Source organism: Bacteroides graminisolvens, from assembly GCF_963666085.1.
Taxonomy (GTDB): domain Bacteria; phylum Bacteroidota; class Bacteroidia; order Bacteroidales; family Bacteroidaceae; genus Bacteroides; species Bacteroides graminisolvens.
In genome coordinates this window covers 699,808-716,917 of sequence record NZ_OY762556.1, presented here as the reverse complement: position 1 = coordinate 716,917, position 17,110 = coordinate 699,808, and the positions used below count along the sequence as shown (strand labels likewise).

The following is a 17,110-nucleotide window of genomic DNA, read 5'->3' as shown; positions in this document are numbered from 1 at the left end:
CTCATTGGTTAATAGAGTTTGTCAATGCTGGCACCAATGTAGTAGTGCAGCAAGATATCATTGTATTTATATCCTTGTTCTCCCATAACAGCAGCACCGATTTGGCAGAGTCCTACGCCATGTCCCCAACCGGCACCTGTTAATGTAAAAGAGGAGGGGACGCCATTTTCAATATGTTTTTTGTCGACTACAAAGGCTGAACTGTATAAGTGTGACGTGGACAGGGTACGACGAATTTCCAGTTCTTTGCCAATGGTAAGAGTACGTTTGGTTCCTACGATCTTGAGTTTGGTAAGTCGTCCCGATGTACCGCGTTCCATGGGAATCAGGTCTAGTATCTGACCGTAATCTATGCCCGAACGTTTGGTTATCAGTTCGGATAATTCTTCTTGTTGGTAGGTTACCTTCCATCGGAAAAAGTCGGTTGTTTCCTGGTCGTAGTTATTAAGTACCTGCGACAGAACCTTTTTATCTGTAGTGTTACAGAAGGCTTCAGGGGAGGTGCGAATCCATTGTTCAGCTTCCGTTTCGATACGCAGGTCGGGTAACTCCTGAATGGTTTTACTATCTCGCTGCTTAACCAAATACGGATACTTCACATCCTCCCAACAGTATTGAAATTCTTCGAAAGCTCCTCCGCAACATTTGGAGAAACGGGCATCGCATATTTTATCTCCGTATAACAATACTTGACCGCGAGTGGCCTGGATGGCTTGTTGCACGATTTCAGTCGACGCACGGGTAATCCCCTGATAACGCTGACAATGATCGTCGGCACACACATCAAAGTTCGTATGATCTTCGCGGTCGTACCATCTGATGAGTTCATCGGCTGTTTCCGTAAAGGCAGAGTAGCTGCTTTGAGTCTCTGTAATTTCCTTGTTTTTCTGTATCTGGGCTAGCAACCAACTGCGTGAAATGACGGCATGAGCCTTCAATAACTCTAAAGAGGCGGTAGCGCTCATTTCAGAAGAGATGACGCTGGTGAGGTAGTCTTCAATTGAAATGACATTGATACCTGTGAGCTTTTTATTCTCGACAATCAGTTTGAAAGCGCCTAAGAAACGTTGATCTTCTTTTCGCTCCCAATGAAAGTTGATGCCAATGGTTACATCAATCAGGTCGAACGAGCACGCTTGTTCCTGTGCCGGTTCAAAGATGAGTTCGTTGTACAACCGCCCTTGCCAAAGAATCTGTTCTTCGTCATAGGTGGCTACTTGTCGTCCGGTAACATGGATACCGTTAATCACGTATTGACCGTTCAGAATAAACTCTATCTGTGGTTCGAACAGAATGCCGACTTGTACTTTGGGCTCTTTCATAAACGTTCTTTTATTAATTGTCTTACTTCGTGAAACTCTTCGTTGCTGAGGCTGACCTCTTTCATGATTTCTTTCACATTCTCTGCTGTGATCTTTATAAAATCTTTCTCAAGTGGAGTGATAAACACACCGCCCATATCAACGGAAGCCGGACTAAGCAGGATGTTTTCCTCTCCTTCTGCAAAATAGCAGGCGGGACGATGCTTCTTTCGAGGGAATACACAGATAATCCATTTCCCGGCTTCGTACCAGGTTAAGATATTCATCATGGGTTCTTCTTCTCCTTCTGTCGAAGGCAAGGCATCATACACCGTTTCGAAAAGTGTGATAGCGTCCTCTCTTTGTGTACTTTCAATGACCAATGTGGCTCGGGAAGTGTCATTCAGGTAGGTTAATATAGCCTCCTTATAAGCAACGATGGTTCCTGCCTTCTTGAATTTCCATTCGGACTCCAAGGTTAGAAAGCCTTTGCTTCCAGCTTGGAAATGCATGTGATCAGGAGCTGATGCTCCGCATTTCGGCCCATTGTAGAAGAGTACATAATCATCTAGTTCTTTGGCCAGATCGAGCATATCACCTATGCGTCCGTTAATGCGTTGAGGCAGATGCCTGTTATCAGGAATAGTCAGGTGTTTCGGAAAAATGGGAAACGGATTAACGAGAATGGTATAATGTTCTCCAAAAGATAGCCCCTCTTGTTGTGCCGGCAAATGTTCGCGGCAAAGAAAGCATTTTCTTTCTTTTATTGATTGAGGATCAATCTTTGCACTCGACGAAACGATACGTGCCGGATTGAATTGTACCAAGTATTTCCAGCCATCTACATCAACCTGTTTGGTTTTGACTAAAGCTAAGGCTTTGTAGTTGTTAGCTGCAAGTTCCCAGTTGTCCAACTGCTTTCTGTATAAGTTTTCAACAGCTTCCTTCATGCTTATTTGTTTTTATTCAAGGCAATTCGTGCCTGCAATTCCCAAGTGCGAATTCTGTCTTTGTAGGTGTTATGGCCATTCATTTTCACGACATCGAGCGAAGCATCTGAATTGTCGTCCCAACGGCGGCAATAGTATAGCACATCATAGATACGACCTATCTGATAGTTTCGCGAAATATTCAATGCAGTAGCATAATCTTCCCCGTAACTGGTATTCGGGATCTTTATGTCGCGTAAAAGCGGAGTGTAAAAAGCACGTGGAGCTCCTAAACCATTGATGCGCATGGCATTGTTGCGTCCGTTATCGGGAGTCCACTCTTTGTGGTCAATAACACCGGGAGCAATCATATTCAAATTAAAATCGGTTATCATATAGGTACCCACTACCATGCCGCACTTCTGACTATAAAATGCGTCAACTACTTTTTGTATGGTGTTCTCGTCTTTGTAAACATCATCACTATCGAGCTGAATAGCGAACTTACCACATTTGGGATGGTGAGCACCCACATTCCAGCAACCGCCAATGCCTAGATCTTTACGCTCGGGAACAATATGAATGATACGTTCATCAGTGCTGTATTTATCTATTGCTTCGGTAGTACCGTCTGTTGAATGGTTATCAATGATAATCACATTGTATTTGAATTTTGTTTTTTGATTCAGGGTGGATAGAATGGCATCTTCAATGGTGCGGATGCGATTTCTTACCGGGATGATAACGGAGGCCTCGTACTCAAAGTTTCCATCATTGAATTCAATGTCTTTGAATTTGGGTGCCAAATAACCTCCAATTTCTTTGAGGTGCTCCGTACAGGCGTTTTCCATCTCAATTTGTACCCCTCTGTTTTTAGGGTCTACATAATCAAATATCTTTTCGCCACTCTTACGGGTGTCATTCTCTATTTCCGAATAGAGGTATTCGTTGATGTGCACCAACGTTTCTGTTTGTGATAATTTGAGACGCAAATCATAAAGTCCGGCAAACTGATAGTCGACTTTCATCTTTGATACTGCTTTTTTGAAAGCATCGGTTTTATATAAGAGTACGGAACCAAAGTTAAAGTCATCACGTAAACTTCCGAATTGGTAGTCGATAACCGGATTGTTTGTCTTTGTCTCTCCTGAAACTTGATAATGATCAGCATAAACCATACCGGTACTCGCATCTGCTGATAAGCGTGTCATTCTTTCGAGTGCATGGAGACCAAACTCAAGCGTGGTGTATTTGGTATATAATAGTGTAAATGTTGCAGTTGATCGTGCAGCAATGGCATGCATCGCTGCACTCGAGTTAAGAGATGACACTACAATTGTTTCACAACCATTTACCTCTTCGTGAGTATCTTCGGTAGCCAACAGATATATTTTATTGATAAGGTCTGTTTCCAGTAATCCTTTTATGGTTTGTTGCACTTGTGTTACTCCCGAGAAGGGAATAAAGCAGTCGATTGTTGTTCTCATATTCTTTGTTTTATATTATTTATTATATTTTTCTTGCCACTCTAATAATCCGATCTCACCTCCGGAAGCTGTGAATAGAACCTGATTTCTGTTGAGGGGAACCAATGTATTGATCAATGAATTCCCAACTTTGTGTTTCCACAATACGTTACCTGAATAAGCATCCAGCCCAAACATGATTCCGCTTTTGGTGCTTCCGAAAACAACTTTGCCTTTCTCAACCGGCATAGAAGGGGCATGCTCGTATCCGAAGCCGACATTGGTTGCCCATATTGGTGTGGGGCGGTTACCTTGGGTTGAGTAGCATACAATGCTGTCGTTCATCGTTTTGCTGTAAATTCTCTTTTGGTCCTCGGATAGTCCAATTGTTTCTCTAACCATGGAGCGTTTGGTACGCCATATCGTTTCTCCTGTTTCTAAGTCAATGGCTGTCATGGCACGTTCCGGATCTGTTATAAAGACTTTGCCATCGGCTGCAACCGGCCATACTGCTGCTGGCGAAAAATGCATCCGCGTAAGTCCGCCGGTCCATTTCCAGACTTCTCTACCGGTTTGTTTATCAAGAGCATACAACGTATTGTCCCATGCTCCGAATATGACTTTGTGATCGGTAAGCAACGGACGAGTTTCAATATATCCTTTCACCTGGTTATATTCCCAGATAATTGTTCCGTTCTGTATATTGATGGCTCTGAACGTATGGTCACTAGCTCCTATATAAGCTATGTAGTTTTCAATGGCAACAGCTCCGAGCACCGGACTTGAGGCTTTTACTTTCCAACTCAGTTTGCCGTTACCTGCATTCACTCCGTAAATGTATTGGTCCGCTGAGCCAAATACAATTGTATTGTTTGCAACTGCGGGTGTTCCAACGATGCGACTGCCCGACTTGAACCGCCATCTCTTCTTACCGTTACGGACATCGTAGCATGTTAAATACCCCATGTCGTCTCCTACAAATATATTTTTCCCATCGTATGCAGGTGAACTGTAAATGCCAATGCCCGATTGAATGAGCCACACTTTCTTAACCTGCGGGTATTCGTTGTTTACCTTGAAGTCTGGATACTTTTGAGACGAACCTTTCTCTTGAAAATATTGCTTGCTTAGAGATAATGAGGCCCACTTCTTCATTGGCGAACCAATGTTGTGTTCGTATACTGCTATGGAATCTTTGGTTATGTCATAAACTGAATAACCTCCTACCGAACTCTTAGCCCGAAGGTTGGAACGATTTAGAATACCGGGTATACCATCATAAGACAAGAATTTATTGCTGTGATAATGTCCTCCCAATACAACGCGTATATTATAGGCTCTCACAGCATCGGTAACATCGAACCAATTATCTACATCTCCTTCCTGTAAGGGATAGTGTGTAACTAATATGACGGGCTTTTTCTTGCCGACTTTGCTTAACTGTTTTTTCAGCCACGTGATATCTTGCGGCGCAACATGGCCGTCGGCCATACGCATAAGCGGCCCGCTATTGAAACCCAGAAAGAGAAAACCTTTATGCTCAAATGTAAAACGTTCAGAGCCAAACAGCTGGCTGAAAGCTGTGACACCTGATTCACTCCATTTGGTTTCATGGTTACCGGGGATAATGTAATACCTTATTTTTAATTGAGACAATAGATCATGAGCTATTTGCAGACTTTTACGATCTCCATTTTCAGAGATGTCACCCGTTACCAATACGAAATCAAGGTTAGGGGTTGCGTTAATCTGCTCAATTGAATTCTTTAGGTCTTCTGCTGCTGGAGTATTATCGGCAATGTGTGTATCGGTAATTAATGCAAAACGAAAATCTTGCGCATTCAATTGTGATAACTGACACAATAGAAAGAATAATATGTAATGTATCTTTTTCATCTGCACAATTTATTACTCGGTTGGACTATCAAAAAAATCTAGTACAGATTTCATCAGGGATTCACGTTCCGACTCACTGCGAAGTGATTCAAACGGGAAACCGGTTACAAAGGTTTTATACTTCCCTTTGTAAGCAATACCTGCACTGAGGTTGTTTTCGCTATATCTCAATACGGTAAAGGCCTCATTAGTAGCTGGTTCAATGGCATCTGGTGATTCAACCACGTATGACTCTGCATTTAATTCGTTGTAATAAGTATACTGAATCCCTAAAACAGAGTAGGGAGAGGTTACGGATTTCACCTTTCCTTCTATAGCAGCTTGCCCTGCCCTCCATTTGTATTTCAATACTTCGGTAGCAAAGTCCTTGTCGGTTTGATTAGCCATCGGATTATCCCATAAGTCTGAGCCAACGTAGGCACCCGATATAAATAGACTTCCTCCTTTTTGGCAATAATCAGTCAGAGCTTGCTGCATACTGGGAGTGAATGTTTTAAATTCCAATGCCATTGCACCTCTTCCCATTTTAGTTTGTTTCTCCTTGCCCAGAATTAAATCAACAAATGGGTAATCTTGTAACGACACGGACCCGTTTTCAATGACCTCGTCACTACAAGAAACAAAGGAATATCCGGCTTTCAGAATGGCTTTTCCGTGAATGGCTGGGTAGTCAAATGAGTTACCCGCTATCACTTTTGTTTCATAGTTGCTGTAGCTGTCACCAAATCCAGAGGCATCATCGTCCATCCATGGAATATTCCGACGAAACTCTTTCATGCTGCCAATGTAGCTTATGTCCGTTTTGTAAGGCACTCCATGATCTAACTGGTCTAGAAAACCGGCAATGCTATCTTGAGGAGCTACAAAATCGGCCGGTGCACTTATGCGGTCAAATCCATTGATGACTAAAACTGTACCTTTGGTTTGTATGGCTTTGCCCACGGAAAGGATTTCAGAGGGAAAGCTTTCTCCGCCTTTATTGACGGCTGTTACTTTATAACTGCAAATAACGCCCGAAGGGATGTTGGTTTGATAACTGTTTTTGTTAACAAGAATACCATTGTCGAAATCCCCTTCTCCTATTCGAGTGTATACGATGTATTGCTCGGCTTTGGCAGTGGGTTCAAGCGGATCATCAAGGGGTTGCCATGTTAACTCCACTTCTGTGTCTTTTGTAAAACGTGCACTCATGTGATCAACTGGTAAAGGTTGAACAACATAGTCTTGTTTATACTGATTGGCAAGGAACTGTAGCATTCCTTTGTATATAGCCCGACTCACAGTAAACCTGAAACGTGGATCCAAACCGTATCTCATATCTGCAAAGTTTTGATGTGAAAGAAGTTCCAATAGCATGGTTGGAACTTTGGGTACCCTTGCTTCGTAATAAGATTGATTCCACATGCCGCGCCTTGTCCAGTTCGGCTCGTACAAGCGTCGGATGTCATTAACGATATGAGATTGGATTAAATCAGTTAAATCTCTTGATGCATACCGAGATGCGCCGTTAGCAAAGATACCATCATTGGCAGCTGTTTGGAAAATACCCAATGTTCCTATAATTGAATCGTTTGGTGTTGTACCTGCGTCTGAATGAAATGCAAAAGCCATATCTACAGGGATATTTAGTCCTTTATCATTTGGGGCTGCTGCAGAACCTCCGGCCAAATAATTAACCCATAGCCCACGTGATTTATAGTCATCCGTGTAATCGTTTTGCCCGTGGCTTTCTGAATAAATGCTGTCGGGAATACCGGCCCATTGCATCCAATATCTTGCAGCTTCAGTAAATCTGGGATAACCGCTTGTTTCGTAAGGATAATCTATTTGCGGTAATTTTGTGCTGACAGCAGGGGCATTGGCATCAGAGCTTTTCCTGTTTTCTGTGACTATTCCACACGGTGAAACTCTGCGGGCAATATTTCCATAGCCGCCTCCTATCTTAACCGCGTCAGCAGTAACGATGCGACCGGATTTCGATGACCTATTACTTAATACCACTTTCCCAGATGGGTTTTTGCCTTTATCAAAACTGAAATGTCCCAAGTATATCCAAGTACCGCCGCCCATTGTTTGGTTCACCTTAAACCGGGAGGCCCCACCTTTATGATATATCGTGTACAGTGCATCGTCTGTGCTGTTATCCACCGTTTGATAGGATACATATACAGCATACTTGCCGGTTTCAGGAATAGAAGGAATCCACTCTGCCAAGTTTTCCTTTCCTTTTTTGACAGTTTGGGTGAAACGGTAAGTCCCTTCTTTAAACGGATTTTCAAAGTCAACATAGTGATTACGGAAGTGAGCAAAACCTGGAGAACTTCCTGTTTGCCATTCTTTGTCTGTATTGATCTCACTATAAATTGACGTGTCACGGTTGTTATCATTGTCAATGATAACTTCGGCTACTTGTGTGTCTCTTTCACGAGGAACAAGTACATTGGCTCCTGCATTTTCGAGCATCGGTACTAAGTAAGGCAGAACATAGCTTTGTGTAAACAGATCTTCTACGGTTTGAAAAACCCTTGCCCGTTGCCATTCCCATCTTGAAAGTTTAGCCTCGTAATAGTAGCCGTGACTTTGCCACAAGGCAATGTGTCGGTTAACCAAACCTTTTGTGGGGGCAAAAGGATTTGATAACCTGGTAGTTAAAGGTTTGGTCGATTTATGGGTGAAGCTGATTGTACCCTTCTCTTTTCGACTTTTAAGAGCTGTGGGTATCAAGTCTTCAATTGCCTTTTTATCCGCGTATATTTTCACTTTACAGTTGCTAAAATCAGGCGGAAGAAGTGTACGTACTCTACTGTAGATCTCCAATACGTTATTTTCGCGGAAAGGAATATACGAACAGTTTGTGTTGGCAAACAAGATTAACTCGTCCTTTTGCAATTTGGCAGAATCAATCGTTATCTTGCCGATGGATATCTCCTTGCGTGCAACTTCATTCAGGACAGTAGCTATTTGCACTCGAACTTCGGGGGAAAGTTCTTGTGCAATACTGCCCTGAATTGTTGCTAAAGCGAATATCGCCGAGAAAGAGATTTTTTTGATAAACATCATTGTGTTAAGTTTATAAATGGATCTTGCGATTTATTTATTTCTTCTCATTTACAGTCAGCAGGCATAACCCGATGAAGGTAAAAAATGCATTGAATATTAAGAGTTCATAACTGAATGCATAACCGTTAAACCAGACTTCCGAGTTCTTCTGTAGGATGAAACACAGTATAGGAGAGAGAATGGCTACAAGTGGAATGTATTTGTCGCGCACTTGTTTTTTGGTAAGCATGCCAAATGCAAATAATCCCAGAATAGGGCCGTATGTGTAGCTTGCCAAGATGTATACGGCGTCTATCACACTGGTATTATTAAGTATGTTGAATATGAAAATGACAATTCCCATAACAATAGCCATTCCAATGTGCACCCGCTTCCTTATGGTTACAACTTCTTGTTCACTTTTTCCTTTAGTTCCTAGAATGTCTACGGTGAAAGAAGTTGTTAAGGCCGTTAATGCAGAACCGGCTGCTGAATAGGCGGAAGATATGAGCCCTACTATAAAAAGGACTCCAACAATTACAGGGAAATACCCTCCCGTGGCAACCATAGGGAACAATTCATCACTTTTTGCTGGGTTCGTAATTCCGTTCTGCGCTGTAAATGTATACAAAAGAACACCCAACATGAGGAAGAGTAGAATAACGAAGAATTGCGAAATTCCACTAGTAATCATATTCTTCTGCGAATCTTTGAAGTTCTTGCAACTCAAATTTCGTTGCATCATATCTTGATCGAGCCCTGTCATAGCAATCATGGTGAAGACGCCTGCCAGGAATTGCTTAAAGAAATATCGTTTATCGTTTACGTCATCAAAGAAAAAGAAACGAGAAAAATCACTGTCAACGACGGTATTCACCATGCCGGTAAAACTTAGATTCAAATCGGAAGCAATGTAATAGATGCACAAAACAACAGATACTACCAGACAGAAAGTCTTCAAAGAATCGGTCCATATCAATGATTTGACTCCACCTCGGAAAGTATATAGCCAAACCAGTGCCACTGTTGCGATAACGTTTAGAATAAAAGGTAGCTTTAATGGGTCGAATACCAGAAGTTGTAAAGTAAGACAAACCAAAAACAGTCTGACAGCTGCTCCTAGCATTTTGGATATAAAAAAGAACCACGCACCTGTTCTATACGAAGAAAGTCCAAACCTGTTTTCAAGATATTCGTAGATAGAGACCAAATTCATTTTGTAGAACAGTGGTATTAATAGAAAAGCAATGATGAACTGCCCGGCAACAAAGCCCAACACCATCTGCAGATATGAGAAGTTACTCGTTGCAACCATACCGGGTACCGATACAAATGTTACGCCCGAGATACTCGAACCTATCATAGCAAAGGCTACAACATACCACGTTGATTTTCTATTCCCTACGAAGAAGCCTGCGTTATCAGCCTTTCTTCCGGCAATATATGATATTGTAAATAGGATAGCAAAATATGCTGCAATGGTAATAAGGACTAGTACAGGACTCATAAATTGTTTTTTATAACTGTTATAATTAGTTGATTCGCTACTCCGTTATTTTATTCTGCATAGAGTAAATAAGGTTTGCGTTGTACTTTGAATTTCTCCACGTCATCTTTCCACATGGCCTTAATTTCATCAGCACTTTTCCCTTGGATAATCATTTTGCGTACGTAATCCGTTCCGATTAGTAACTCAAAGAAAGGCCTGAAGAAATGTTCTCCCATGTTGAGGTTTGTATAAGCGTCAATGACATAGCTCAAATCTACACCTTTTTCCCATATCTCTTTGTCTGAGAGCCCACTTAAATCTTTGCCGTAGCATAGTTTATCTAATTGAGGCGGATTTTTTGCTCCAGGAACACTTTTAGGAGTAAAGGAATAGTCATAGCCTCTCATGTTGGGATGTCCGTATATCTGGAAAGGTAGAGATGTTCCTCTGCCCAGACTTACCGGAGTTGCTTCAAAATAACATGTAGAAGGATAGAGGTAGATGGCCTTCATGTTTGGCAAATTAGGTGATGGGGCAACGGGAAGCTGATAGAAAGAGTGATGTGTATAGTTCTTGCATTTAATAACAGTAACATCACATTCTTTCGACGCCGGAAGCCATTTTTCTCCGTTGACCATAAGTGCTAGTTCACCTAACGTCATTCCGTGTACCACAGGAATAGGCAACCAGCCAACTCCCGATTTATATTTCATATCAAGTATAGGACCGTCAACATAATGTCCGTTGGGATTGGGACGATCAAGAATGATCATCTTGCGATTGTATTCAGCACAAGCATCCATGAGCTTTACCATAGAAATATAGTATGTATAGAAGCGTAACCCCACATCTTGTATATCGACTAGCAATACGTCGAACTTACGCATGGATTCTTCGCTCGGTCTACCAGCTCTCCCATCATATAAAGAAAGAATAGGAACTCCGGTTTTACTGTCTACCGAACTGGAAACATGCTCTCCGGCATCTGCATCTCCTCTGAAGCCATGCTCGGGGGAAAATATAGCAACCACATTTAGCTTATTCTCCAGTAATACATCAATAGTATGTTTGTTTCCAATCATTCCTGTATGATTTGAGAAAACTGCTATTTTCTTATTTTTAAGAATGGGGAAATATTCAGAGGTTTGTTCTGCTCCAACCGCAATACGGCTGTTATTTGTCTTTTGGGCATTTGTGCAAAGAGTTATGCAGAAAAGTAGAGATGTAATAACGGCTGTTCTCATTATTGTTTTGTTTATTCACAAGCTAAATTAAGTATAACTTGATGAGATTGAAAAGTTTTAGCTAATAAATATAGTTAATCATTATTAGGACTATCTTTTAAAATGAAAAAACTTTATTGATGAGGAGACGATATAATCAATCATCTCCTCATTATTCAATATTTTTACCATCCAGTGTTTTGCTTCAGCTCTTTACCTCTTGTTTCGTATAAAGTAATTTGATCTAAAGGTATTGGGTACAAATAATCTTTCTCCTGATACTTTCTTAGCATATTATTATCAGTAATTGGCACTATGTATCCAGCATTACCACTTCGATCTAAATTTATTGATTTTAGAGTCTGTAGAGTTATTGGGGTAGATGGCTTGTATTTGTTATTATACCATACAATATAATTCTCTTTGTCAAGCCATGCTCCAAGATTTAATTTGGGATTGAGTGACATATCAGCATACTTTAGTTTGTTCCAGCGCCGTAAGTCGTTGAATCTAATCCCTTCGTATACGAGTTCAATTCTACGTTCACGACGTATTTCCCAGATTAATGAAGGTACATCTGTGTCTCGCAGAGGGTCGTTGATTGTAATGCCATTCACCGATAAATTGTTCCCCTCAAGAGTTATATGAGGCATTTTCGTGCTTTTTCTATCGCGTAGAGTATTAATTGTTTTATCCAAGTCGACTTGTGTCAATGAATATGCTCCTAGCTGAGACAATTCGACAGCGGCCTCAATATAGTTCATCATGACCTCATTTAACTTCATAATTGGAGCGTCTGTGATACAAGTATTACTTGTTCCTCCTGCTGAAGTTTTTAAAGATTCGTTCACAAAACGATTACCAAAGTATCCTGAAATAGCGTATACTTTTTCTACCCCATCCAATTTCAATCCTGTTGTGTCAATATTGGCATACAGACGCGGGTCTCTATTTGAAATTTCATCAAAGAACCATTGATCTCCTTTATAGAGAGCATTTTCTGCTTGGTTGATAGGGAGCCCGTTTGCTGATAAATATGAATCAACTAATCCTTTTGACGGGCTGTTAATCTCAGCCTCAGTAACTTGAAATGTCATTAAACTATGTGTAATAACACCTTCGACGTAAGAACGGTACAAGATGATTTCCTTGTTATTAGCTAAATCTGCAGATGTAGTTAATGATTTATAGTTGTCTGCAAGGCTATAGTCATTCCAACTTAATAATTCATTAGCTGCATTTTTTGCCGCTTGAAGGTATTTAATTGCATATTCATTGTTATTTGCACGATATTTTTGCCATGTGCCTTCAAACAACATGAGCCTAGACGTAAATGCATAAGCTACCGCTTTATTGATAGTTAGCCCGGCCGTTCCATCTGATTTACGTATATTTGCACATGCATAAGTTAAATCATTTAAAACACTATCCATCACTAAAGTTCTGGAATCTTTTTCTTTATATAAACTTTCATAATCAGTGTTCTCTAATGCATTGCTGTACCATGGCACATCGCCAAACTTTGAAACTAATTTACTGTACTCCATTGCACGTAAAAAACGCGCAACGCCTAACCAATGATATTTAGCTTCACTGGTTAATGAAGAACTGCCAATTCTGTTTATTATGATGTTTAACTGTCTAACATAGCTAAAAGTCCAATTACGTTCATCTTTTTTTGTAGATGTAACATCTGTTTCTGCAGCAGGAGCAACTTTAGTAAAATAGGTTGCTGATTTTTGCGCATTGTCATCAGTCCAATCTGCTACATTTGTTTCTGAATACCAGTCTGAACGTTCCCAACCGGTTCTATAACCTTCAAAATAGACATCGTAAAATGCGTAGAGTGAAGTTCTTATATTATCTTCACTGTTCCAAAAAGTTGGAGTATCAGTAACCGTATCCATTGGGTCACGCGTTAGAAAATCATCACATGAGCTTAGGGTCAGTATGATAATTAGTAAGGAAAATATTTTAGATTTCATAATTATCTTAATTTTATGTGATTATAGATTAACCTGTATACCAAATGAGATTGTTCTTGAGTATGGATAGCTTCTTCCGAATGACCATGACTCATCGCCGTAACCCGTTTTATATGCTGTAGATTCTGGGTCAACAGGTATTTTCATGTTATCAAACTCAAATAAATTCTCGGCACTTACGTAGAACCGTGCGCTCTCAAAATAAATCTTTTTCATCCATTCTTTTGGTAGAGTATATCCAACTGTTATGTTTTTACAACGTAAATAGGACATATCTGATAAATATCTCGTTTGTCTTAGAAAGTTTTGAGCATTGCTAACCCATGCGTTATTTGAGGGTCGTGGATAAAAGGCATTCTTGTTTTCCGGAGTCCAATAATTCATCTGATGTGCGTATGCTGCATCAGCATAGCTAGAGCCTCCTGATGGTATTGCAACACTGCCGTATCCCCAATAATCACGTTTCCCTACTCCTTGGAAGAAAGTACTAAGATCAAAACCTTTATAGTCAAATCCAAGTGAAAAACTGTATTCGTAATCAGGCAAAGAATTTCCGATAACCTTTAGATCGCCGTGATCTTCAACCGTATTTTTTCCGTAACTGATTTTATCATCATTATCTAGATTCTTGTATTTTACATCTCCAGGACCAAATTTGAAAGAACCGGTTTCGTACAATGATTGTGATGGGATATCACTTTTAAGCGTTCCGTCTGCATTGAAATCATCTTCTTGAAATAACCTGTCTGTTTCATATCCCCAGATTTCCCCTAATACTTTACCTTCATAATTGCCATATATATTGTTGTTGGTTCCGTTGAACTTTGTTATCTTTTCTCTGATGTGTGAGATGGAAGCTTTTACATTTAACCCAAGTCCTGTAGCAAACCTGTGATTATAATCCATACCAAGTTCAAACCCGTTTCCTGTGATTTCACCGTAATTGATTTTGGGTGAAGAGGCACCAAATGTTGCAGGAAGAGTTTCGCCGGCGCAGTGCATATCAGAAGTCACTCTTCGATACCAATCGAAGGTGAATCCAAGCTCGTCATTGAAGAATCTTGCGTCTAAACCAAGATCAAAGGTGGTAACACGTTCCCATGTTAATGAACTTGACACGACTGATGGAGAACCAAGATATAATTGGTTGAGTCCATTAACTACCCATCCTGAGTTTCCAGAAGTCATGGTCGATATAAATGAATTAGAGGCAACATCTTGGTTACCAATTGTACCCCAAGAACCTCTGATTTTCAAATTACTTAAAGCAGGTTTAGCCCATTCCATAAATGTTTCCTCAGAGGCTCTCCAGCCTGCAGATACTGATGGGAATAAAGCCCATTTTTCTCCTTTAGGGAATTTAGAAGAACCGTCATAACGCGCATTTATTTCCAGCAGGTATTTTTGTAGGTAGTTGTAATTGATACGTCCAAAGAACCCGGCGGCTGCAAAATCATTGTGATAACTGTCTGATGAGTTATAAGAGTATTGATCTCCTGTTGCTAGTGCTATTTCGGGCAATATAGTACTGATTAAGCCTCTTCTTTCTGAGTAATGAGACAATCTTTCACGAGTCTCTGCATCCATACCAGCCATGACTTTAAATTCATGTTTATCTTTAAGTTTAAAGTTGTAAGTAGCATACGCTTTGAATATATTGGCCATCGTGTATTTACTTGACTGTGTAACCCGGTTGTGAGATGAACCATAAATATCGCTATAGTTGTCAAATGGGGAAGCAGAGAACATATTATAAGCCATTATGGTTCCTCCATTTCTTTTCTGGGCATCAATTAACATGGAAAATGTGTAGTCAAAGTTAATTGTCAGGTCCTTAATGGGGCTTATTTCGGTTCCTAGATTTGTTCGTATATAGTTAGAAGTTAATGATTCCCGATTTCCAGCTTTTATATCTGTAACAGCCGAACGGAATTCTTTGCCGTCGTATGTTGTATAAGGGTACCATCTAGGCCATCTCATCAAATAAAACCAAGCATCGTATTGCCCTGATGTATATTTGTAGGGTTGATCGTTTATAGAACGAGTGAATAATACGTTTGCCTTAACCTTCCACCAATCCTTAATGTTTGTTGTGATGCTTGAGTTTAATGTATATCTGTCATATTGATCTGAGTTGAACTTCATTACACCTTCTTGCTGCAAATAACCCAAACTAATATTATAAGTGGTTTTATCATTACCTCCATTTACAGATAGATTGTGATTTTGTTGTGGTGTCCAATTTCTGGTGAATTCTTCTATCGGATCAAAGGAGCGATAAAAATAGGTCTTACCTCCTCTTATTTCAAAGTCTCGACCTTCTTGCATTTCGCCCAATGCAGATTGAGACATATTGCCATACTTTTGTTCCCATTCTTTTATTTTTTCAACTGCAGTTGCATCTATCGTGTAACCGATGTTGGTAATTGAAGTTTGTCCTAAACGTTCAAGTATAGTCATTATATACTCTGCATTGTCGGAAGCAGAAGCTAATTCTGCCATAGTAGTTGGTGTACTCCATGCATAGTTATTTGAGTAGCTAACCTTAACTTTATTGCTTTTTTTCCCTTGCTTGGTTGTGATTAATATAACCCCCCATGCTGCACGTGTTCCGTAAATTGATGCTGACGCTGCATCTTTGAGTACAGAAATTGTTTCAATGTCATCTGGGTTCACCAAGTTTATACTTGGTACTTCAACATTGTCAACCAAGATAAGTGGAGCTGTTCCTGAACTGGCGCTTAATGATCCTACTGATCCGCGTAGTTTGATCGTTGACTCTGTTCCTATTCCTCCTACCTTGTTTGTTATAGTAAGTCCGGGTGTTATTCCTTGTAGAGCTTTGGCGACATCAGTAACAGGTCTGCTTGCTATAGCTTCTTGTACGTTGACGTTTGATACCGCTCCTGTCAGGTTGACCTTCTTCTGCGCTCCATAACCTACTACTACAACTTCGTCAAGAAGTTCAGTGTCTTCAGTCAATGTGATTTTTACATTCTTAGAAGCTCTTATTTCTTGAGTTTTATAACCGATATAAGATATAACCAATATGCTGCCTGTTTTGCAATGAATCGTGAAATTTCCATCTATATCAGTAATGGTTCCGTTAGTTGTACCTTTTTCCAGTACGCTGGCTCCAATAACAGGTTCGCCTTTAGCATCTACAATTTTTCCTTGTATTTGCTGTGCCTGTTGTTGCTCGCTTGAGGTGTTAACTGTGCTTAAGGTCGTTGTTTCTGCAAAAGATTCGGTGTTACCTATCAGTAACACGAATGCTAAAGTCGTCAGGAGTTTGTATGATTTTACACTCCTTCTTTTTCGATCTTCGTTCATAAAAGATTGATTTTAATTGTTAGGTAACTTAAGGATGAATTCTCAGTTTTGAGTTGATAATAAGCTGATAGCCTGATTATCGGGGGTTTTTGTCTCATAGGCTTAAAAATTGAATATTATCTCTTAACGTTTATATATTATATAAGTTAGACTGTCTTTTTATATTCGACAGGGGATCATTATCTCTGCTCGTTGGTTGTTTTAAGAGATCAATAGGTTGTTAACAAAGGCAGTGCACCATTAGGTTATGTCTTCTTTTGCAAATATAGAGATTGTTTTCAAGTTACGAACATTTATTTGCATTTATTTAGAATCAAATATTCTTTTTTGCATAGAAAGTTTCTTTGTTGGAGTTTTGTTTTCTGTTTTAACGAATATAAACGATTTTCTTGCTGCTTTATAAACAGCAAGGTTGCGATTTGACTATGTGATAGCTTAAAACAACCTGT

Annotated in this window: 9 protein-coding genes; all 9 read right to left on the bottom strand. The window is 40.1% G+C overall.

Annotated features, from left to right (window positions below):
- Positions 1-8: 8 nt before the first annotated feature.
- The 9 genes from ACKPCE_RS02980 to ACKPCE_RS02940 all read right to left on the bottom strand — a co-directional run bounded on the left by ACKPCE_RS02980 (position 9) and on the right by ACKPCE_RS02940 (position 16,661).
- Positions 9-1,322, bottom strand: a complete 1,314-nt coding sequence (locus tag ACKPCE_RS02980; RefSeq protein ID WP_319504141.1) for a SpoIID/LytB domain-containing protein — start codon at positions 1,320-1,322, stop codon at positions 9-11.
- Entirely contained in the window at positions 1,319-2,251 is a 933-nt protein-coding gene (locus ACKPCE_RS02975) for a DUF4922 domain-containing protein (RefSeq protein ID WP_319504140.1), read from the bottom strand. The genes ACKPCE_RS02980 and ACKPCE_RS02975 overlap by 4 nt, the downstream gene beginning before the upstream one ends.
- A 2-nt stretch (positions 2,252-2,253) precedes the next feature.
- Complete coding sequence (locus ACKPCE_RS02970; RefSeq protein WP_319504139.1) at positions 2,254-3,717, bottom strand: glycosyltransferase family 2 protein; 1,464 nt, start codon at positions 3,715-3,717, stop codon at positions 2,254-2,256.
- A gap of 15 nt (positions 3,718-3,732) precedes the next feature.
- Positions 3,733-5,592, bottom strand: coding sequence for a BamB-related PQQ repeat family beta-propellar protein (locus tag ACKPCE_RS02965; RefSeq protein WP_319504138.1), 1,860 nt, complete (start codon positions 5,590-5,592; stop codon positions 3,733-3,735).
- Positions 5,593-5,604: 12 nt separating this feature from the next.
- Positions 5,605-8,643 (bottom strand): golvesin C-terminal-like domain-containing protein, encoded by a 3,039-nt coding sequence (locus ACKPCE_RS02960; RefSeq protein WP_407655022.1) that lies wholly within the window; start codon positions 8,641-8,643, stop codon positions 5,605-5,607.
- A gap of 43 nt (positions 8,644-8,686) precedes the next feature.
- Entirely contained in the window at positions 8,687-10,138 is a 1,452-nt protein-coding gene (locus tag ACKPCE_RS02955; protein ID WP_277638690.1) for a sodium:solute symporter, read from the bottom strand.
- A gap of 50 nt (positions 10,139-10,188) precedes the next feature.
- The gene (locus tag ACKPCE_RS02950; RefSeq protein ID WP_319504136.1) at positions 10,189-11,364 is read right to left on the bottom strand and encodes an exo-beta-N-acetylmuramidase NamZ family protein; all 1,176 of its coding nucleotides are present in this window, start codon (positions 11,362-11,364) and stop codon (positions 10,189-10,191) included.
- Between the two features lie 164 nt (positions 11,365-11,528).
- Entirely contained in the window at positions 11,529-13,328 is a 1,800-nt protein-coding gene (locus ACKPCE_RS02945; protein WP_319504135.1) for a RagB/SusD family nutrient uptake outer membrane protein, read from the bottom strand.
- 21 nt (positions 13,329-13,349) lie between these two features.
- A complete protein-coding gene (locus ACKPCE_RS02940) occupies positions 13,350-16,661 on the bottom strand; it encodes a SusC/RagA family TonB-linked outer membrane protein (RefSeq protein WP_319504134.1) in 3,312 nt (1,103 codons plus the stop codon).
- Positions 16,662-17,110: the final 449 nt, after the last annotated feature.

What these genes read in the sequence shown, in the direction of transcription:
- ACKPCE_RS02975 (WP_319504140.1), bottom strand. Translation starts at nt 2,251, where the DNA reads ATGAAGGAAGCTGTTGAAAACTTATACAGAAAGCAGTTGGACAACTGG.
- ACKPCE_RS02945 (WP_319504135.1), bottom strand. Translation starts at nt 13,328, where the DNA reads ATGAAATCTAAAATATTTTCCTTACTAATTATCATACTGACCCTAAGC.
- ACKPCE_RS02980 (WP_319504141.1), bottom strand. Translation starts at nt 1,322, where the DNA reads ATGAAAGAGCCCAAAGTACAAGTCGGCATTCTGTTCGAACCACAGATA.
- ACKPCE_RS02955 (WP_277638690.1), bottom strand. Translation starts at nt 10,138, where the DNA reads ATGAGTCCTGTACTAGTCCTTATTACCATTGCAGCATATTTTGCTATC.
- ACKPCE_RS02965 (WP_319504138.1), bottom strand. Translation starts at nt 5,592, where the DNA reads ATGAAAAAGATACATTACATATTATTCTTTCTATTGTGTCAGTTATCA.
- ACKPCE_RS02950 (WP_319504136.1), bottom strand. Translation starts at nt 11,364, where the DNA reads ATGAGAACAGCCGTTATTACATCTCTACTTTTCTGCATAACTCTTTGC.
- ACKPCE_RS02970 (WP_319504139.1), bottom strand. Translation starts at nt 3,717, where the DNA reads ATGAGAACAACAATCGACTGCTTTATTCCCTTCTCGGGAGTAACACAA.
- ACKPCE_RS02940 (WP_319504134.1), bottom strand. Translation starts at nt 16,661, where the DNA reads ATGAACGAAGATCGAAAAAGAAGGAGTGTAAAATCATACAAACTCCTG.